Annotated in this window: 13 protein-coding genes; 4 read left to right on the top strand and 9 right to left on the bottom strand. The window is 70.5% G+C overall.

Annotated elements, in window-relative coordinates:
* Window positions 1–18: 18 nt before the first annotated feature.
* The 3 genes from xylB to ABEA46_RS17325 all read right to left on the bottom strand — a co-directional run bounded on the left by xylB (window position 19) and on the right by ABEA46_RS17325 (window position 3,747).
* On the bottom strand, window positions 19–1,323 hold the full coding sequence (xylB, locus tag ABEA46_RS17335) for a xylulokinase (RefSeq protein ID WP_345546262.1): 1,305 nt from the start codon (window positions 1,321–1,323) through the stop codon (window positions 19–21).
* A gap of 115 nt (window positions 1,324–1,438) precedes the next feature.
* Entirely contained in the window at window positions 1,439–2,626 is a 1,188-nt protein-coding gene (xylA, locus tag ABEA46_RS17330; RefSeq protein WP_345546260.1) for a xylose isomerase, read from the bottom strand.
* A 116-nt stretch (window positions 2,627–2,742) separates the two neighbouring features.
* Window positions 2,743–3,747 carry a LacI family DNA-binding transcriptional regulator gene (locus ABEA46_RS17325; RefSeq protein WP_345546258.1) on the bottom strand — a complete coding sequence of 335 codons (1,005 nt, stop codon included), beginning with the start codon at window positions 3,745–3,747 and terminating at the stop codon, window positions 2,743–2,745.
* 125 nt (window positions 3,748–3,872) lie between these two features.
* On the opposite strand from ABEA46_RS17325, the gene manD reads away from it, so the two are divergent.
* Together manD and ABEA46_RS17315 are read left to right on the top strand one after the other, a co-directional pair.
* Window positions 3,873–5,111, top strand: a complete 1,239-nt coding sequence (manD, locus tag ABEA46_RS17320; protein WP_345546256.1) for a D-mannonate dehydratase ManD — start codon at window positions 3,873–3,875, stop codon at window positions 5,109–5,111.
* Window positions 5,112–5,115: 4 nt separating this feature from the next.
* Window positions 5,116–7,056: an alpha-glucuronidase gene (locus ABEA46_RS17315; RefSeq protein WP_345546253.1), complete on the top strand. Its 1,941-nt coding sequence runs from the start codon at window positions 5,116–5,118 to the stop codon at window positions 7,054–7,056.
* A 142-nt stretch (window positions 7,057–7,198) separates the two neighbouring features.
* Here ABEA46_RS17315 and ABEA46_RS17310 read toward each other — a convergent pair whose 3' ends face one another.
* The 5 genes from ABEA46_RS17310 to ABEA46_RS17290 form a co-directional block, all read right to left on the bottom strand.
* The gene (locus ABEA46_RS17310; RefSeq protein WP_345546252.1) at window positions 7,199–7,882 is read right to left on the bottom strand and encodes a glycosyltransferase; all 684 of its coding nucleotides are present in this window, start codon (window positions 7,880–7,882) and stop codon (window positions 7,199–7,201) included.
* A gap of 11 nt (window positions 7,883–7,893) precedes the next feature.
* On the bottom strand, window positions 7,894–9,927 hold the full coding sequence (locus tag ABEA46_RS17305) for a beta-galactosidase (RefSeq protein ID WP_345546250.1): 2,034 nt from the start codon (window positions 9,925–9,927) through the stop codon (window positions 7,894–7,896).
* Window positions 9,928–10,012: 85 nt separating this feature from the next.
* Complete coding sequence (locus ABEA46_RS17300; RefSeq protein WP_345546248.1) at window positions 10,013–11,689, bottom strand: ABC transporter substrate-binding protein; 1,677 nt, start codon at window positions 11,687–11,689, stop codon at window positions 10,013–10,015.
* Between the two features lie 64 nt (window positions 11,690–11,753).
* Entirely contained in the window at window positions 11,754–12,668 is a 915-nt protein-coding gene (locus tag ABEA46_RS17295; protein ID WP_345546294.1) for a carbohydrate ABC transporter permease, read from the bottom strand.
* A gap of 29 nt (window positions 12,669–12,697) precedes the next feature.
* Window positions 12,698–13,717 carry an ABC transporter permease gene (locus ABEA46_RS17290; protein ID WP_345546246.1) on the bottom strand — a complete coding sequence of 340 codons (1,020 nt, stop codon included), beginning with the start codon at window positions 13,715–13,717 and terminating at the stop codon, window positions 12,698–12,700.
* Window positions 13,718–13,896: 179 nt separating this feature from the next.
* Between ABEA46_RS17290 and ABEA46_RS17285 the strand changes: the two genes are divergently transcribed.
* Together ABEA46_RS17285 and ABEA46_RS17280 are read left to right on the top strand one after the other, a co-directional pair.
* Window positions 13,897–14,916, top strand: a complete 1,020-nt coding sequence (locus ABEA46_RS17285) for an acetylxylan esterase (protein ID WP_345546245.1) — start codon at window positions 13,897–13,899, stop codon at window positions 14,914–14,916.
* Window positions 14,913–15,920, top strand: coding sequence for a LacI family DNA-binding transcriptional regulator (locus tag ABEA46_RS17280; RefSeq protein WP_345546244.1), 1,008 nt, complete (start codon window positions 14,913–14,915; stop codon window positions 15,918–15,920). Before ABEA46_RS17285 ends, ABEA46_RS17280 begins: the two co-directional genes overlap by 4 nt.
* Before the next feature lie 162 nt (window positions 15,921–16,082).
* Here the strand turns inward: ABEA46_RS17280 and ABEA46_RS17275 are convergent, their stop codons facing one another.
* Complete coding sequence (locus ABEA46_RS17275; protein ID WP_345546242.1) at window positions 16,083–20,114, bottom strand: endo-1,4-beta-xylanase; 4,032 nt, start codon at window positions 20,112–20,114, stop codon at window positions 16,083–16,085.
* Between the last annotated feature and the right edge of the window lie 37 nt (window positions 20,115–20,151).

Here is a 20,151-nt window from a genome sequence, read left to right as displayed (position 1 = left end):
GTTCGGCCGGCGCGCGGGTCAGGCGGCGAGGACCGCCACCGCCTGGCGTGCCGCACCGAGTGCGACGTACTCGCCCGGCTCGGGCACCGCGACCGCCAATCCCAGGACGAGCGGTGCGATCTGCCGCACCGCCTCGGACTGCGCGCCACCGCCGATGAGCAGTGCACGCTCGAGGGGCACGCCGAGGCCGCGCAGCGCCTCGAGTCCCGCAGCCAGCCCCGACAGCATGCCCTCGACGGCGGCGCGCGCGAGGTTCTCGCGGGTCGTCGAGGCGAGGGTCATGCCGGTGAGCGACGCCGTCGCGTCGGGGAGGTTCGGAGTGCGCTCGCCCTCGAAGTACGGCACCAGCGCGAGCCCCTCCGCACCGGGCGAGGCGGCCAGGGCGAGGCGCGACAGTTCGGCGTGGTCCACGCCCAGCACGCGGGCGATCGCGTCGAGCACACGCGCGGCGTTGAGCGTCGCGACGAGCGGCAGGAACCGGCCCGTGCAGTCGGCGAAGCCCGCGACGGTGCCCGTGGGATCGATCGTGCGCCGCTCGCTGACGGCGAAGACGGTTCCGGACGTCCCGATCGACACGACGACGTCGCCCGGTCCGGCGCCGAGTCCGAGCGCAGCGCCGGCGTTGTCGCCCGCACCGCCGCCGACCCGTCGGCCCTCGGCGTCGGCGACCCACGCGTCGGGCCCGAGCACGCGCGGCAGCACGGCGTCGTGACCGAGGGCAGCGACGAGCAGGTCACGATCGTAGGAGTCGTCCGTGGGGTTCCAGTAACCGGTGCCGGAGGCATCCGATCGGTCCGTGGTGAGTTCTTCGAGCACAGGGCCGCGGGGCGATGCGCCGCCGGGGCCGAACCCGCGCAGGCGCCAGGTCAGCCAGTCGTGGGGCAGGGCGACGGCCGCGACGCGCGCGGCGTTGTCGGGCTCGGTGTCGCGCAGCCAGCGGAGCTTGGTGATGGTGAAGGATGCCACCGGCACGAGCCCGGTGCGCCGCGCGAGCTCGTCGGCGCCGAACTCGGCGATGAGGTCCGCCGCCGCACCGGCCGAGCGGGTGTCGTTCCACAGCAGCGCATCGCGGACGACCCGGCCGTCGGCATCGAGCGCGACCATGCCGTGCTGCTGCCCTCCGATCGCCCACGCCGCGACGTCGTCAAGACCGCCCGCCTCGGCGATCGCCGCCTGCAGCGCGGTCCACCAGGCCTCGGGATCGACGGCCGTGCCATCGGGGTGCGAGGCACGCCCCTGCCGGACGATCGCGCCTGTCGCGGCATCCACGATCACGACCTTGCATGACTGCGTGGACGAGTCCACTCCCATGACGAGCGTCATCGGTGCTCCTTGTGTACGGGCAGAGACAGGGGATCCGGCACGAGACCGAGGGTATGGCCCCCGGTCTCGGCGCGGATCCCCTGGCTCGGCGAGCGATGTGCGCGGGCAGACCGACTCAGCGGGCGCCGAGCAGGTGCTCGGTCGCGAGCTGCTGCAGACGCACGAAGCCGAAGCCCTTGCCGCCGAGGTAGGCGTCGGCGTCGAAGTCCTCGTAGGCCGAGCGGTCGGCCCGCAGGTCCTCGATCGTCTCACCCGGGTTCAGCGTCGGCACCGACAGCTCGGGCACCTTCGCAGCGGCCAGCGCCTCCTGCACCTCGGGGTCGGCGCGGAAGGCCGCGGCACGCTCCTTGAGCAACAGGTAGGTGCGCATGTTCGCGGCGGCGGAGTCCCACACGCCGTTCTCGTCCTCGGTGCGCGACGGCTTGTAGTCGAAGTGGCGCGGGCCCTCGTAGGCCGGAACCCCGCCGGGGCCGCCGTTCTCGAGCAGGTCGACGAGCGCGAACGCGTTGTGCAGGTCGCCGTGACCGAACACGAGGTCCTGGTCGTACTTGATGCCGCGCTGGCCGTTCAGGTCGATGTGGAAGAGTTTGCCGTGGTACAGCGCCTGTGCGATGCCGGCGGCGAAGTTGAGGCCCGCCATCTGCTCGTGGCCCACCTCGGGGTTGAGGCCGACGAGCTCGGGGCGCTCGAGCGAGTCGATGAACGCGATCGCGTGGCCGAGCGTGGGCAGCAGGATGTCGCCGCGGGGCTCGTTGGGCTTCGGCTCGATCGCGAAGCGGATGTCGTAGCCCTTGTCGACGACATAGTCGCCGAGCAGGTTCACGGCCTCGCGATAGCGCTCGAGCGCGGCACGGATGTCTTTCGCCGAGTCGTACTCGGCACCCTCGCGGCCGCCCCACATGACGAAGGTCTTGGCGCCGAGCTCAGCGCCGAGGTCGAGCTGGCGGATGACCTTGCGCAGCGCGAAGCGCCGGACGTCGCGGTCGTTCGAGGTGAACCCGCCGTCCTTGAAGACCGGGGCCGAGAACAGGTTGGTGGTGACCATCGGCACGATGAGGCCGGTGTCGGCCAGCGCGCCCTTGAGGCGGTCGATCTGCGTCTGGCGCTCGGCGTCGGTCGAGCCGAAGGCGAACAGGTCGTCATCGTGGAACGTGAGGCCGTAGGCGCCGAGCTCGGCGAGCTTCTCTACGGCGTGCACCACGTCGAGGTGCGGGCGGGTCGGGCCGCCGAAGGGGTCGGTGCCGTTGTAGCCGATCGTCCAGAGTCCGAACGAGAACTTGTCGGCGCGGGTGGGGGTGGGCATGACGCTCCTTTGCGGCGGGCAGCCGCGATCGTGCGGCGGGCGGTAAATGTTGCTGACGACAACCTATACCAGATCGGATGCCGCGTCCAGCCGATTCGGCAGCCGCCCGGGTCGGCTCAGCGGGCGCCGGGCGCCGCGGTCGACGCCCGCACCACGAGCCGCGGCACGACGGTGCGATCGTTGCCCTCGGCGTTCGCGTCGGGGCGGTCGATGCGGTCGAGCAGCAGCTCCACCGCCGCATCGCCCAGCTCGCGCAGGTCGACGCCCACGCTCGTCAGCGGCGGTGTGACGAGCCCGGTGACGAACGTGTCGTCGAACCCCACGAGGCTCAGGTCATCGGGCACCCGCACGCCGAGCTCGGTCCACTGCGCCAGCAGCCCCGCCGCGACGAGGTCGTTGTAGGCGATGACCGCGGTCGCTCCGGTGGCGAGCGCCTCGCGCGCGACGGCGCGGCCGCCTTCGGACGTGGGCACGCAGTCGGAGACCTGGACGAGATGCAGACCGGCACGGGATGCCGCCGCCTCGGCGATCGCGGCGGACCGCCGCGCCTGCGACCAGGACCGCGACGGTCCCCCGACGTAGAGGAGCCCTCGATGCCCGAGGTCGTACAGGTGCGCGACGGCGGCCTCGACTCCCGTCTCCTCGTCGATCGTGACCGAGGGCACGGCCTCGCCGGGACCCGTGAGCCGGCGGTTGACCAGCACGCAGGGGGCGGCATCCGCGATCTCGGTCAGCCGTTCGTCCGACAGGCGCGACGACGCGATGATCAGCCCGTCGGTCTGCGAGCGCAGTGCGCGCACCTCTTCGTCCTCGATCTCGGCGCGCTCGGTGGTGTCGACGACGACCAGCCCGTAGCCGCGCGCACGGCACATCACCTGCGCGCCCTTCGTCATCGACGCGAAGTACGGGTTCTCGATGTCGGGCACGACCAGCGCGATCACGCCGGTGCGTCCGCGGCGCAGGCTGCTCGCCGCCCGGTTGGGGCGGTAGCCCAGCTCGTCGACGGCCGCCAGGACGCGCACGCGCGTGTCGTCCGACACCCGGTGCGGCTCGCGCAGCGTGCGCGAGACCGTCGCGATCGACACGCCGGAGCGCGCGGCGACATCGTGAACGGTCACCATCGTCCACCCCCATCTGGAGAGAGAAACCGGGTTCCATTCTCCACCTGGAATGGACTGTCTGTTCCCCCGGAACACTAGGGTAATAACGTTTACATCGATCGACGCCGACGACACGGGAGCAAGGCATGACGGCATCCACCACCATCCGATCGGCCGAGGTGCTGGTCGCGAGCCCGTCGCGCAACTTCGTCACCCTGCGGATCACGACCGAGGACGGCGTCGTCGGTCTCGGCGACGCGACCCTCAACGGCCGCGAGCTCGCGGTCGCGTCGTACCTGCGCGACCACGTCGCTCCCCTGCTCGTCGGCACCGACGCGCAGCGCATCGAAGACACCTGGCAGTTCCTGTACCGCTCGGCGTACTGGCGCCGGGGTCCGGTCACGATGACTGCGATCGCCGCCGTCGACGTCGCCCTGTGGGACATCAAGGGCAAGCTCGCCGGCATGCCGGTGTACCAGCTGCTCGGCGGCGCGTCTCGCGCGAGCGCGCTCGTCTACGCGCACGCGTCGGGCGCCGACCTCGAAGACCTCGGCGACTCGGTGCGCGCGCGCCTCGCCGAGGGGTACCGGGCGATCCGGCTGCAGGTCGCGATCCCCGGCATGGGGGGCGGCTACGGCATCTCGTCCGCCCGCGCGAGCGGCGGCCGCTACACGTACGAGCCGGCAAAGCGCGCCGGGCTCGCCGTCGAGGAGGGCTGGGACACCCGCCGCTACCTGTCGTACCTGCCGCGCATGTTCGAGTGGGCCCGCGCCGAGTTCGGACCCGAGTTGATGCTGCTGCACGACGCACATCACCGGCTCACCCCGATCGAGGCCGCCCGGCTCGGCAGGAGCCTCGAGCCGTACGACCTGTTCTGGCTCGAAGACGTCACCCCGGTGGACGATCCGGAGGCGCTGCGGCTCGTGCGGCAGCACACCACGACGCCGCTCGCGATCGGCGAGGTGCTGAACAGCGTGTGGGACTTCCGCACGCTCATCCAGCAGCAGCTCGTCGACTACGTGCGCGCGTCCGTCACGCACGCCGGCGGCATCACCCACCTCAAGCGCATCTTCGAGCTCGCCGCGCTCCACCAGGTGCGCTCGGGCAGTCATGGCCCCACCGACATCTCGCCCGTCGGAATGGCGGCCGCACTGCACCTCGACCTCGCGATCCACAACTTCGGCATCCAGGAGCACATGGCGCACGCCCCGCTGGCCGGTGAGGTGTTCCGCACGTCGTACAGCTTCGACGCGGGGTCGATGCACCCCGGAGACGCCCCCGGACTCGGCGTCGAGTACGACGACGAGGCCGCCGCCCGCTTCCCGTACGAACCCGCCTATCTGCCCGCCGCGCGCCTGCTCGACGGCACGATCCACGATTGGTGACCCGATGACCGAGCATCCGATGTGGCTGCCCGACGGCGCGCTCGCGTTCCTCGACCGCCTGCCCGTGCACGTGGTCGGCGACGGCCCGCTGCTGGACTCGGTGCGTGCCGAGGCCGCCGGCGCCGGCGCGGTCGGGGCTGGATCGGTGGATGCCGCGGCCCTCGCGATCGTGCCGGCCGACGCCTCGTCGGGCCTGGGCGAGGAGGGCTTCGAGATCTCGTCCGACGGTGCGCGCACGATCGTCGCGTACGGCGGTCCGCGCGGCGCGCTGTACGGCTGGTTCCAGGTCGTGCGCGACCGCGCCCAGGGTGTGCGCCGCGAGGGCTCGACGCGGTTCGAGCCGCAGCAGCGGCTGCGCGTGCTCGACCACTGGGACAACATCGCCGTGCACCCGGTCATGGGCCAGGTCGAGCGTGGATACGCCGGCGGCTCGCTCTTCTACGCCGACGGGGAGCTGCGCGACGACCTCTCGCGCGTCGGGCGGTACGCCCGTCTGCTCGCGTCGATCGGCATCAACGCGGTCACGGTGAACAACGTCAACGTCGGACGCCGCGAGGCGCGACTGCTGGCCGATGACCTCGGGGCGGTCGAGCGGCTCGCGGCGGTGTTCCGCCCGTGGGGCATCCGCGTCCACCTGTCGATCGACTTCGCGGCTCCGCTGAACCTCGGCGACCTCGACACGTCCGACCCGCTCGACGAGCGCGTCGCGCAGTGGTGGGCAGACGCCACCGCACGCGTTTACGCCCGCATCCCGGACTTCGGCGGCTACCTCGTGAAGGCGGACTCCGAGGGGCAGCCGGGCCCGCACGCATACGGCCGAGACCACGCGCACGGCGCGAACATGCTCGCCCGCGCCCTCGCGCCGCACCGCGGGATCGTGCGGTGGCGCGCGTTCGTCTACAACCACCGCCAGGACTGGCGCGACCGCTCGACCGACCGCGCGCGTGCCGCGTACGACACGTTCGTGCCGCTGGACGGCCGGTTCGACGACAACGTCGTGCTGCAGGTCAAGTACGGGCCGCTCGACTTCCAGACCCGCGAGCCGCTGTCGCCGGTCATCCCCGCGATGACGCGCACGAAGATCGCCCTCGAGCTGCAGGTCACGCAGGAGTACACCGGCCACCAGCGCCACGCCGTGTACCTCGCCCCGCAGTGGAGCGGGATCCTCGGCTTCCGCCCGTTCGGCGGCGACGACCCGCCGCTCTCCGACCTCGTCCGGGGCGGCATCGCGGCGGTCGCCAACGTCGGCGACGACGCGTTCTGGACCGGTCACCCACTCGCGCAGGCGAACCTGTACGCGTACGGACGCCTGGCGTGGGATGCCGCACTGGACGCGTCTGACGTACTCGACGAGTGGAGCGCGCTGACCTTCGGCGACGACGAGACCGTGGCCGCGGGCATCCATTCGATCCTCGATGAGTCGTGGGCGACCTACGAGGCGTACACCGCGCCGCTCGGTGTCGGGTTCATGGTGACGCCCGGTTCGCACTACGGGCCCTCGGTCGACGGGTACGAGTACTCGCCGTGGGGCACGTACCATTTCGCCGATCGCGACGGCATCGGCGTCGACCGCACCGTCGCCACGGGCACCGGCTACGCCGGGCAGTACCCCGAGCCGTGGGCGTCCCGCTTCGAGTCGCTCGACACGGTGCCCGACGAGGTGCTGCTGTTCTTCCACCACGTGCCGTACGGGCACCGGCTGAGCAGCGGCACGACGGTGATCCAGCACATCTACGACACCCACTTCGCGGGCGCCGCCCGGGCGGCCGAGCTGCCGGCCGAGTGGGACGCGCTGCGCGGGCGCATCGATGAGGGAGTGTGGATGCGGGGCGCCGAGCGGTTCGCCGAGCAGACCCGATCGGCGGCCGAGTGGCGCGACCAGATCAACACGTACTTCTGGCGCGCGTCCGGCATCCCCGACGAACGCGGCCGCACGAACTACTGAGCGCAGGTACGGGCCCGGGTCGAGACAGGGGATTCGCGAGCCCAACCAGGGGTTTCACGGTGAGGCAGGTGACGACGCCCTCGGTCTCGACGCGAATCCTCGGTCTCGCCGAGACCAGGGAATCGCCGGCTCGGGTGCGGCCTCAGGATCCGTCCCCTGCCCCGACGAAGCGGGAGCGGATGTCGCGGTCCATCGCGCGGGAGTTGATCGGGGCGATGGCCGCGAAGAACACGGCGCTGAGGGCCAGCACCCAGTCCGACGTGAAGGCGACGAGCGCCGCCGCGAGCACGAGATAGGACAGCGCGCCGACGCTCACCAGGGGTCGCGCGGCCACGTAGTACAGCGCCAGGCGGGCGATGTCGCGCGCACGGAACGAGAAGAACGACGCGATGACCAGCGCATGCGACGTCCACACCGCCAGCACGACGAGGAACACGATTGCCACCACCACGAAGAACGCGTCGATGCCCGCTCCCCCGGCGAACGCGATCGTCGTGCCGAGCACCGTCGCGACGACCAGCGCGGGCACCCACATCCACAGCACGTCGACGACGTTGTTCGCGTACGACCGCCAGTACCTCGGCCACACCGACAGCTCGTCGGACCGCGCCGTGATCGCCGACATCGCCGCCGAGAACGCCGGCCCCACCGGCACGAGGCACAGCGCGTAGAGCGGCAGGTTGCTGGCATCGCGCGCAAGCAGCAGGATCCCGATCAGTCCCGGTGAGGCCGCGAGCAGGAAGCAGAGCTCCACGACCACGAACCAGTAGACCGCACCGGTCACGCGGCCCAGCGCCCCGTGGCGGCGCGGCGTCTGTTCGTTCATCGCCTCCATCTTCACCGGACAGCGACCTCGATGACCGCCACGCCCGCCACCGGCAGCCGCAGCGGCTCGCCCGCGGCGATGGCGAGACCGGTGAGCAGATCGGTCCCGGCGAACGGCGAGGGCGCCTCGACCGCGTCAGCGCCGTGGTTGAGGACGAACTCGTAGCGGCGGCCGTCCACGATGCGGGTGGTGTGCTCGAGGTCGCGCACCTCGGCGAAGGGGCCGAGGGCGTCGTGCTCGGCGAGGGCATGGCGCACCACCCAGTCCACGCCGGGCTGGTCGAGCACCGTCCCGACGTACCAGGCCGAGCCCGCGCCGAAGGCGTTCCGGGTCACGGCCCCCTCCCCCGCATAGAACTCGTGCTCGTACGTGCCGACGGGCGTCGCGCCCTGCGGGATCACGAGATCGAACACGTGCCGCGCCCCGACGCGCACCGGAGTCTCGCCCGGCAGCGCGAGCACCACGGCGTTGGGCTCCTCAGGCGGCAGCGAGTCGGTCTCGTCGACCCGCACCCCGCACAGCGCGCCCAGGGGTCCGGGCACGTCGGCGAGGAACGCGTTGTCGTCCTCGTCGACGAGGCCGGACATGACCGTCGTGATCACGGTCCCGCCCCGCCGTGCGACGTCTTCGAGCCGCGAGGCGATCGAGCCCTTGAGCACGTGCAGCAGCGGCGCGACCACGACGTCGTACCCCGACAGGTCCGCGGTCGTCGGCACGACGTCGACGAGCGCCCCTGCCTGCCACAGGGCCTCGTGATAGGCCACGAGCTGTCCTTCGTAGCCGACCGCGCGGCTGTGACCGTCGGTCATCTCCAGCGCCCACCACGAGTCCCAGTCGAACAGCAGCGCCACGCGCGCCGGGGTGCGGCCGCCGAGCAGCCGATCGCCCACGCGCTCCAGCTCGGCGCCGAGTGCCGCGACCTCGTCGAACGCGCGGGTGTCGGTGCGACCGGCGTGGTTGAGCACCGCGCCGTGATACTTCTCCGACGCGCCGCGGCTCTGCCGCAGCTGGAAGAACAGCACCGAGTCCGCGCCGTGCGCGACGGCCTGCCACGACCACAGCCGCATGACGCCCGGCCGCTTGACGGGGTTGAAGTCGCGGGTGGCGGTCATCGTCGGCGTCTGCTCCATGAGCCAGAACGGCTGCCCGTCCTTGAGCCCGCGCATGAGACGGTGCGAGAGCGCCATGCGCGAGACCGGCGAGCCGTCGGTCGGGTAGTTGTCCCACGACGCGAAGTCGAGGTACGGCGCCCACCGGTGGTAGTCGAGGTGGCGGAAGATCCCCATCATGTTGGTCGTGATCGGCAGGGTCGAGAATTCGCGGATCGCCTGCTTCTCGTCGCGGAACGACCGCAGCAGGTTGTCGCTGTTGAACCGCAGGTAGTCCAGCGAGATCCCCTGGAACGCGGTGTGGTTGGGCCCGCGCCAGTGCTCCGACAGCATCGTCGGCGGGACGATCTCTTCCCAGTCGGTGAACCGGTGCGACCAGAAGTCGGTGTTCCACGCGTCGTTCAGCCGGTCGAGCGTGACGTAGCGCTCGCGCAGCCACACCCGGAACTCCGCCGCGCACAGGTCGCAGTAGCACTGGCCGCCGTACTCGTTGTTGACGTGCCATGCGACGACCGCGGGGTGGTCGCCGAAGCGCTCCGCGATGCGGCCGGCGACCGCGGCCGACAGCCGCCGGTACGCGGGCGAGGACGGGCACGCGTTGTGGCGTCCGCCGTACACGTGCCGCCTGCCCTCGAAGTCCGTGCGGCACACGTCGGGATGCCGGTGCGCCAGCCACGGCGGCACCGCTCCCGTCCCGGTGGCCAGGCACACCTTGCGACCCTCCGCGTGCGCGCGGTCGATGATCCGCTCCAGCGTCGACAGATCGTAGGTGTCCTCGTCGGGCTGCGTCAGCGCCCACGAGAACACCCCCACGGTGACGAGGTCGATGTGTGCGAGGTCGAACGCGCGGTAATCCTCGTCCCACACCTCCTCGCCCCACTGCTCGGGGTTGTAGTCGCCGCCGTAGGGGATCTTGCGCAGATCGGGAAGTGCCACGTGAGAAGTCTCTCTGCAGAAGTGGATGCCGCGACCGCGGCGCTTCGAGAAGCCTGCGGTCGCGGCATCCGATCAGACCGTCGGATCAGCCGTTCGCCTCGGCGTAGCGCTTCTGCGCCTCGTTGACGGTGTCGAGGTAGGTGTCCATGTTCATGCCCTTGAGCTCGGTGACGTACGCGTCCCAGTCCGAGAGCGGCCGCTGGCCGAGGATGAACTGCGCCGTGTTGGTCCACACGTGGTCCTTGAGCGCCGACTGGTACAGCGACACCTGCTCGCGCTCGACTTCGTTCAGCGGGGCGGGCGGCGGCAGCTCCAGGATCTTCTTGGTCTCCATCGACTTCACGAAGTCCTGCACCTCGGGGCGCAGCATCGAGCGGTCGAGGTCGACCGTCGAGCCGTGCACCAGCATGAACACGCCGTTCGAGAACCCGTAGTCGGCCTGCAGGTTCTTCGGCGCGCCCGGGTTCAGGCCCATTGCGGTGATGTCGGAGTTGAGCGTCCGCGTGCCGCTGGAGTCCTTCGAGTACGTCTCGCCCTCGACGCCCCACTTGGCGAACTCGAGGCCCTCGTCCGAGTAGTACAGCCAGTCGATGAACTGCAGCAGCGCCTTGAAGTTCTCAGATTCGGCCACCTTCGACGACAGCATGAAGCCGCTCACGAGACGCTGACCCGAGGCGAAGTTGTCGCCCGCGGGGCCGGCGGGCACCCGGATGAGGCCGATCTCGGCATCCGTCCCCAGCTCTTCGATCGTGGAGCGGTAGCGGACGATCTCCTGGTCGTTCGCGCCGATCGCGAGGGCCTCGCCCGAGGCGAACTTCTGGATCGCCTGGTCGTCGTCCTGCGTGACGGCCTCGGGGTCGAGCACACCGTCCTTCACGAGACCCGCGTAGTACTCGACGAGGTCGTGGTAGCCGTCGGACGCGCCGGCGTACTCGAACTCGTCGCCGTTCCACCACAGGCCCTGGGTGAAGCCCCATCCGGCGAGCGTGCCGAAGTTCGGCGCCGCGAACGACAGCGTCGCCTCCAGCGGGCCGTTCGCCGACCAGCGGTCGGTCAGCGGGTAGACGTCGGGGTAGGCCTCGTGCACCTTCTGCAGGTCTTCGGCGAACTCGTCGAACGTCGCCGGCTCCAGGCTCAGGCCCAGCTCGTTCCAGATGTCGGTGCGCACCGCATACGAGTACTCCGCCCGGGGCAGCTCACGGAAGCCCGGGAACAGGTAGTACTTGCCGTCCTCCTGGCGCAGCTGGTCGAGGTCGGGCTCGAGGTGCCACTTCTTGACCTTGTCCATGAAGTTCGGCATGTACTGCACGTAGTCGCTGGCAGCGAGGATCGCGCCGCCGGCCACGAACGGCACCTCCTGGCCGGGGTAGGTGACCGACACGATGTCGGGCGCGTCGCCGGCGCCGATGACGAGCGACTTGCGCTGGTCCCACTCGCTCAGCGGGGCCGAGGTGATGTCGAACGTGACGTTCTGGTTCTTCTCCAGCTCCGACAGGAGCAGCCAGTCGTCCTTGAGGGGATAGTTGGGGTGATCGCGGTAGAAGAGGCCGAACTCGACCGGCTCGGTCGCTTGGAAGGTGTCGCCGACGCCGAAGTCCTTCATCGCGCCGACGTCCTTGCCGGTGAAGTCGAACTCCGACGCCGCGGTGTCGTCACCGTCGGCGCCGCTGCCGCCGCCGGAGTCGCAACCGCTGAGGACGAGCGCGCCCGCGGCGAGCATGGCGCCCGCGAGCAGCACGCTCCGTCGCATGTGCTGTGTCATGAGGTTTTCCTTTCGTGGGGGATCCATCGGGCGAGCGGATGCCTCGGGCCGAGGCATCCGCTTCTCATTGCTTGACCGAGCCGAGCATCACGCCCGACACGAAGTACTTCTGGATGAAGGGGTAGAGGCACACGATCGGCAGGACGGTGAGGAGCATCGTGACGGCCTTGACGTTGGCGGCGACCTGCGTGGCCTCGCCCGATCCGGCGCCGGCGCCGAGCGCCTCGCCGCCGGTCGCGGCGGCCAGCAGATTGCGCAGATATACCGTGACCGGATAGAGCTCTGCCTTGTCCATGTACAGGAAGGCAGCGAACCACGAGTTCCAGAACGACACCGCGTAGAACAGCACCATCGTCGCGATCACCGCCTTCGACAGCGGCAGCACGATCTTCCAGAGGATGCCGTAGGTCGTGAGGCCGTCGATCGCCGCGGCCTCTTCGAGGTCCTCGGGGAAGCCCTCGAAGAACGACTTCATGACGAGCAGGTTGAAGACGCTGATGGCGTTGGGGATCACGATCGCCCAAAGCGTGTTCTTGAAGCCCAGCTCGTTGATCAGGATGTAGTTCGGGATGAGCCCGCCGTTGAAGAACATCGTGAACACCGCGATGCCGATGAAGAACGCGCGGCCCTTCAGGTGCTTCTTCGACAGTGCGTACGCGAACGACGTGGTGAGGACCATCGCGATGGCGGTGGCCACGACCGTGTACAGCACGGTGTTGCCGTAGTTGCGCCAGAACAGCGGGTCGCCCATGACGTAGCCGAACGTCGTGACGTTGAACCCCTTGGGGATGAGGCTCACCTGCCCCGAGTTGATGTACGCCTCGGAGCTGAACGCCTGCGCGACCACGTTGAGGAACGGGTAGAGCGTCAGGAAGCACAGCGCGACGATGAGCGCGCCGTTCACGATGCGGAACACCGTGTAACCGCGGGAGTCCTTGATGCCGCCCTGCGTGGCCGGGCGGAAGATCCGCTCCGACATGCGGCGCGGTGCGGTGCGGAGGCTTTCGGTCACCACAGGCTCGTCCCCACGGTTCGACGCGAGATCGCGTTGGCGGTCAGGATCAGGGCCAGCCCGATGAGCGACTCGAACAGGCCGATGGCGGTGGCGTAGGAGAAGTTGCTCGAGATGATGCCGACGCGGTACAGGTACGTCGAGATGACGTCGGCGGTCGGGTACAGCAGCGGGTTGTACAGCAGCAGGATCTTCTCGAACCCGACGGCCATGAACGTGCCGATGTTCAGGATGAGCAGCACGATCATCGTCGGGCGGATGCCGGGCAGCGTCACGTGCCAGATCTGCCGCCAGCGACTCGCGCCGTCGATGCGGGCCGCCTCGTACAGCTGCGGGTCGATCGTGGTGAGCGCGGCGAGGTACAGGATCGTGCCCCATCCGACCGTCTGCCAGATCTCGGACCCCACGTAGATCGTGGGGAACCACTGCGCCAGCTGCATGAAGGGGATGGCGTCACCCCCGAAGAACTGGATCGCCTGGTTGATGGAGCCCTTGAGCGCGGTGAGCTGCAGCACCATGCCCGCCACGATCACGATCGACATGAAGTGCGGCAGGTAGGAGATCGACTGCGCGACGCGCTTGAACGAGCGCGAGCGCAGCTCGTTGAACATGAGCGCCAGCACGATCGGCAGCGGGAACACGATGAGCAGCGTCAGCCCGCCGAGGATCAGGGTGTTCCAGAAGGCCCGCCAGAACGTCGGGTCGTTGATGAAGAGCTCGACGTAGCGCAGGCCCACCCATTCGTCGCCGAACATCGAGCCGCCCGGGCGGAAGCGGCGGAACGCGATGATGTTCCCCGCCATCGGGATGTACCGGAAGATCAGCAGGAAGACGATCGGCAGGATCAGCAGCGTGTAGAGCCGCCAGTCCTTCTTGAGCGCCTTGCGCCAGGTGGTGCGCGTCGTGCGCGGGCGTCGTGGCTGCTTCTGCCGTCGCTTCGACGAGGGCGGGGCCTCGTCGACCTCCGAGCGCAGTTCCACCGCCTCGGCGACGACGAGGTTGCTGTTGACCGACATGCGCTCCCTCGCGACTGTCCGGAGGCGACGAGTTCGCCTCAAGCGATGCGAAAGTTTCGTCTTCCGCTTCGATACACGATGACGGTAGTCTGGGCCGACACTCGATGTCAACGTTTTCATCCGACATTTCGTCAGAGCCGACAACATTTTCATCACGACCCGCGAAGGAGCAGTCGCCGATGGCCCGATTCGACCTGTCCGAGCCCGAGCTCGCCGCCTACCGACCCGAGGTCGCCGAGCCCGACGACTTCGACGCGTTCTGGTGCGAGACGCTCGCGGACTCGAGGGCGGTGGATGCCCTCATCCGGCGCACGCCCGTCGACTGCGGCCTGACTCTCGTCCACGTCGACGACGTGGTCTTCCCGGGCTACGCCGGCGACCCGGTCCACGCCTGGCTGGTGGTCCCCCGCGGCGCCGACGGACCGCTGCCGGCGGTGGTCGAGTTCGTCGGCTACGGCCGCGGCCGAGGCCTCCCCTTCGAGCGCCTGCACTGGCCCGTCGCCGGCTTCGCGCAGCTCATCGTCGACACGCGCGGCCAGGGGTCGACGTGGGGCACGGGCGGCAGTACCCCGGATCCGCACGGGGCCGGGCCGGCGGCATCCGGATTCCTCACCCGCGGCGTCGAAGACCCGGCCACGCACTACTACCGGCGCGTGTTCACCGATGCCGCGCGGGCGGTCGACGCCGCACGCACGATGCCCGAGATCGACCCCGCGCGCATCGCGGTGACCGGCAACAGCCAGGGCGGCGCGATCGCCATCGCCGCGGCGGGACTCTCGGACGGACTCGTCGCGGCACTGCCGACGGCGCCGATCCTCGCGCACGTGCGACGCACCGTCGGGCTGACCGACACCGATCCGCACGCCGAGATCGCCCGTTACCTCTCTGTGCACCGCGGTGCCGATGAGCAGGTGTTCCGCACGCTGTCGTACCTCGACGGCGTCAACTTCGCGCGCCGGGCGACCGCTCCGGCGCTGTTCGGGGCGGGGCTCATGGACACCGTCGCGCCGCCGTCGGGCGTCTACGCGGCGGCCAACCACTGGCGCGGCGGTGCCGAGGTGATCGGGTATCCCTGGAACGGCCACGAGGGCGGTGAGGGCGTCCACTGGCAGCGTCAGCTCGCGTGGCTGCGTGCGCGAACGGATGCCGGAGCCGCCACAGCCTCCACCAGAAACTTTCGGACTACGATCGCACCATGACGGCCCCACAGCGCGTGACGCTCGCCGAGATCGCGGCAGAGGCGGGCGTGTCGCTCGCCACCATGTCGAAGGTGCTCAACGGCCGCACGGACGTCGCCCCCGCCACCCGCGCCCGGCTCGAGGAGCACCTCGCCCGGCACGGCTACACCCGTCGCAGCACCGCCCAGCGCAGCGAGTTCATCGAGCTCGTCTTCCATGAGCTCGAGGCCAGCTGGTCGATGGAGGTGATCGAGGGCGTCGAGGACGTCGCCCACGCCGCGGGCCTGTCGGTCGTGCTCACCGTGAGCGGTGACCGCCACGAACCGGGCCCGGAGTGGATCGACGGCGTGCTGCGTCGGCGGCCCGCCGGGGTGATCCTCGTCTTCAGCGACATCGCCCCCGAGTATCGCGAGAAGCTGCGCTCGCGCGGCATCCCGTTCGTGATCGTCGACCCGGCCGGCGACCCCTCGCCTGACGTACCCTCGGTGGGGTCTGCGAACTGGTCGGGTGGGCTGATGGCGACCCGCCACCTCATCGAGCTCGGGCATCGGCGCATCGCCGCGATCACCGGCCCCGAAGACATGATGTGCTCGCTCGCGCGCGTGGACGGCTACCGTTCGGCGATGAACGCGGCGGGTCTGCCCATCGACCCCGAACTGATCCGCTTCGGCGACTTCCACCCCGGCGGCGGCGAGGTCGCGGCGCGCGAGCTGCTGGCGCTCAACGAGCCGCCCACTGCCTTCTTCGCCGGCAGCGACCTGCAGGCGCTGGGCGTCATCGCCGCGGGCTCGGCGGCGGGCCTGCGCGTGCCCGACGACCTGTCGGTCGTCGGCTACGACGACATCGCACTGTCACGGTGGATGAGCCCGCAGCTGACGACCGTGCACCAGCCCCTGCGCCGCATGGGCGAGGAGGCGACGCGCCTCGCACTGCGACTGGCCGACGGCGTCGTCCCCGACACGCTGCGCATGGACCTCGCCACGCACCTCGTGGTGCGCGGCAGCACGGCTGCTCCGCGCGGCTGACGCCGTTCTGCGGTCATCCCGACGGCGCAGCGCAACCACCCGACCGTTTGAGCAGGCGAAAGCCGCTCGTTCCTCGCTCGCTCAACGACCGGCGGGGCGTTCGTGCGTGCACGCCGATGCGGCAGTCGCCCGGGGGCGGCGACTGCCACATCGGGGGCTCGGCTACTTCGCGGGCTTCGGGGGGATCGAGACCGACGAGGATGCCGCCGACGCCGTCCGGCCGTCGGCAGCGGTCGCGGTCACGACGACGCTCACGGCATGGCCGCGGTCGGAGCCCCGCACCGGGTAGAGCGCGCGGGTGGCGCCGGGGATGTCGACGCCGTCGAGCTGCCACCGGTACGTGTACGTCAGGCCGTCACCGCGCCATTCGCCCGGCGTGGCGACGAGCTTGCCGTTGACGGCCGCCAGGCCGCTGACGGACGGCGCGACAGTGTTCACGGGGCCGGCCGTGCCGACGAGCTCACCGACGCCCCAGCGGGCGGTCGACTGGTAGCCGGCTCCCGTCGGGTCGGCCCAGTTGCCGATCGCGGTGCGCTGACCGCCCGACGCGTCGTTGACCTGGAAGTCGAGGCCGTGGAACGTGCCGGGGCCGGCGGCATCCCCGAGCTCGATCGCGAGCTCGACGACGTACCCGCCGTCGACGAGCGAGGTCGCCGACCTCACGCGTCCGCGCTGGAACGCCTCGTCGCCGGTGCCGAACGACACCGCGTTCGCCGCGCTGACGCGGATCTGCGAGTCGTCGTAGCGGTACGACCCGTTCTTGGCGTTGCCCGGGTCGACGTACACCTCGACCGAGTCCTGGACCCACGGATCGGATCCCGACACGTCGATCGTCGGGTCGGCGACCTCGGCGAGCACGTACAGCGTCGATCCCGACCACAGCGTGCGCACCGTCGCGACGGCGCCGGCCGAGCCCGACACGGCCTTGTCGGTGGTCACCGCGCGGGCCTCGGCCCATGCGGCGTCGACCGTGCCGTCGACGACGGGTGCGGAATCCGTCTGCACCACTTCGAGGAACGACAGCGGCTCGACGAGGGTGAGCGTGCCGAGCGTGCCCGCCGCGTTCCACGCGACAGTGCCCGCGCCCGTCGCGACCCGCAGGTCGAACGCGAGCGTGGCACCGGCGGCAGCGGCGGTGAGCGGCAGATGAGCGACGACGTCGTACCCGCCGGCGCGCTCGGTCACGACCGCCGGCACGTCGCCGGTGCCGTCGCGCGCCACGCGGAGGACGGCATCGCCCAGTGCGAGCTCGACACCGTCCGCGGCATCGGCCGAGGCGTCGTCGACGCTCGCGTACACCGTGAGGTGATCGGCCGCCCAGCGAAGCTGGAACGACGCGGTGCCTTCGACCCGGTGCAATGGCAGGCGCTTCCACTCGGGCGACGAAGTGGCCGCGGCGTCGAGGGCGACGTCGCCGGCGAACACGTTCGCGGTGCGCAGGGGCGCTGCCAGCTCGCCGTCGACCGCACCGTAGTAGGCGGGCTTGGCCTTGTAGCCGTCGTCGAACAGCAGCGGAGCGCCGGAGCTGTTGCGCCAGCTGCGGCCGTCGGTGAGGCCCCACAGGGTGACCGAGTACAGGTCGTCCGCGTGCGCGCGGAAGACCCGGAACGCGTCGCGGTAGTAGTACCCCTGATCGACGAGCTTCGCCTGCGTGACCGGGGTGCCGGTCGTGACATCGAACTCGGTGACCGCCTGGGTGACCGGAAGGTCCTCGAACGCGGTGATCGCGGCTTCGAGCGCCGACACCGGCATCGCGAGGCTCACGTGGAACTGGTGCCCCACGCCGTCCACCGGCACGCCGCGTGCGAGCAGCCGCTGGACCAGCGCGTGGTAGCGCTGCTGCTTGCCGCCCTGCTCGGTGTTGTAGTCGTTGATGAACAGGGCCACCGGGCGATCGGCGCCGGGCGCGGCGTAAGTGCGGTTGAACGCCTCCTCCGCGTAGGCGAACGCCTGGTCGATGAACTCTTCGCCGAGGATGCGGTACCACTCGCTGCGGCGCAGGCCGTCGGCGGACTCGCCGCCGTCCGACACGACCTCGTTGACCACGTCGAACGCGCGCAGCGGGTTGGTGTCGCTGCCGAAGAGCCCGTAGCGGTCCGACAGGTACTGCGCGACGTCGAACACGTGGGTGCGCAGGCGCTCGCTCAGCACGGCGCGTCCGGCATCGTCGGCCGCGAGCGGCTGCCCGGCGTCGTCCTGGAAGAACCAGGCCGGCGTCTGGCTGTGCCACGCGAGCACGTGCCCGTAGACGCGCAGGCCGTTCTGCTGCGCGTCGTCCATGAGCGCGTCGGCCTCGGCGTTCTCGGTGACGAAGTCGCCGTTCGCGTCGTACCAGGCCTCGGGCTTCATGAAGTTCTCGGGTGTCACCTGGTCGAAGTGGCGCTGCACGAGTTCGGATGCCGCACCTGTGGTCTCACGGCTGTCGATCGCGACGCCCACCGGGAAGCCGACGGTCTCCTTCACCCCGGTGAGGTCTTCGACGACCGCCGGAGCGGGCACGCGCAGCGTCACGTCGTCGATGTACAGGTCGCTCGTGTTGCCGGTCTCGCCGCTGCGCCACCGCGTCTCGAAGTAGAGCAGCGACTGCGCGGCCGCCGATCCGGTGAAGCGCGCGGTGACCTCGGTCCACCCGGTGTTCGTCACCGAGTCGAACTGCGCGAGGGTCGCGAACGCGGTGCTGCCGCCGTCGGTGTTCGCGCGGCTCAGCCACACGTCATCGACCGGCTGGCCGTCGCCGAAGCGCACCCACGCCGAGAGCTCGTACGTGACGTCGGGATCGAGCAGGCCGGTGATGTCGTGGCCGATGCCGTCGCCCTGGCCGACGCGACCGGTGACGACCGCCGACTGCGCGCCGCCGTGTGCGGTCGCGGTCGAGAGCCCGACTGTCGCGGTGGTCGAACCGCTGCCGCCGCGAAGGCTCCAGCCGTCGAGGCCGCTCTCGAAGTCGGTGTCGATGACGACCTCGCCGGCGACGGGCGGCGCGCCCTTCGGCAGCACAAAGCTCCAGCCGTCGGCGAGGCGCTCGTCGACGACGGTCTCGATCGCCGCGAGGGTGCCGCTGCGGTCGCCGCCGCCGTCATGGGCCAGCACGATCTCACCCGGCTTCATGGCGGCGCGGAGGTTGGCGGTGAGCGTCGCCACGTCCTGCGTCTCCCAGTCGCTGATGGTGTTGACCACGGCGAGCGGCTGCATGCCCAGTGCCACCGCGACGGCGGGGCTCGCGCCCCAGCTGCCGTTCGGCGCGCGCCAGAACGGCACGGCCTGGTTCGGGTTGCCGAGCGCCGTGCGGATGATCTGCAGGTTGGCCTTCAGGTCGGTCTCGATCTGCGCCGCCGTCCACGACCCCATGTCGGCGTAGCTCGTCGAGTGGTTGCACAGCGTGTGCCCCTCGTTCACGATGCGCTGCAGGATCGCGGCGCCGCCGGGCGCCTGGATGTTCTGCCCGATGACGCAGAACACGGCCGTGAGGTGCTTCTCGGCGAGGTAGTCGAGCAGCGCCGGCGTCGTGCCGGGGTTGGGACCGTCGTCGAAGGTGAGCGCGGCGACGTCGCCGGTGCCGTCGGCGAGCGAGACCGGGGCGGGCACCGGGTTGATCGCTCCGCCCGGGACGAAGTCGGGGTCGGGCACAGCACCTCCGCTCTCGGTCGTGATCACGATGTCGTCGACGAGGAAGGACGGGTTCTGGTCGCCGATCGCCGCCGCCTCGATGTACACGTTGACCGACGTCATGCCCGCGGGCATGGTGTACGCGCCGCCGATCTGCACCCACCCGCCCGCGGTGGTTTCGACCGCACCGCCGATCCACGAGTACGTCGTCGATCCGGTGGTGGGGGTCTGCTCGGCGGTGAAGTGGATGCCGCTCGTCCCGGTCGTGCCGGCAGGCAGCTTCACCCACGCCGAGACCTGGTACACCGAGCCCACCGCCAGCAGGCCTGCAGAGCTCGCCGAGAGCCCCTGCCAGTTGGCGGTGCGGCCGGTGACGGCGAGCGACTTCGCGCCGCCGTGCGCCTCGGCGTCGGTCACCGTGAGGGTGACGCCGCCGCGGGCGCCCCACGGACCGGTGGTGCCGTCTTCGAAGTCGACCGCGCTGACGGTGGTCGGTGCGGCGGCGGCGGGGGCCGCGAGGCCCAGGACGGCCGTCACGGCCGTCGCCGCCGCCACGGCGATCATGGGCAGGATCCTGCGTCGATGCATGGTGCGCTCCTTTGCGCGGTGGGGTCGAACGGGATGC

Source organism: Microbacterium jejuense, assembly GCF_039544225.1.
Taxonomy (GTDB): domain Bacteria; phylum Actinomycetota; class Actinomycetes; order Actinomycetales; family Microbacteriaceae; genus Microbacterium; species Microbacterium jejuense.
Note: the sequence above shows the minus strand (reverse complement) of the source record. Positions and strands in the feature narration are given on the sequence as shown.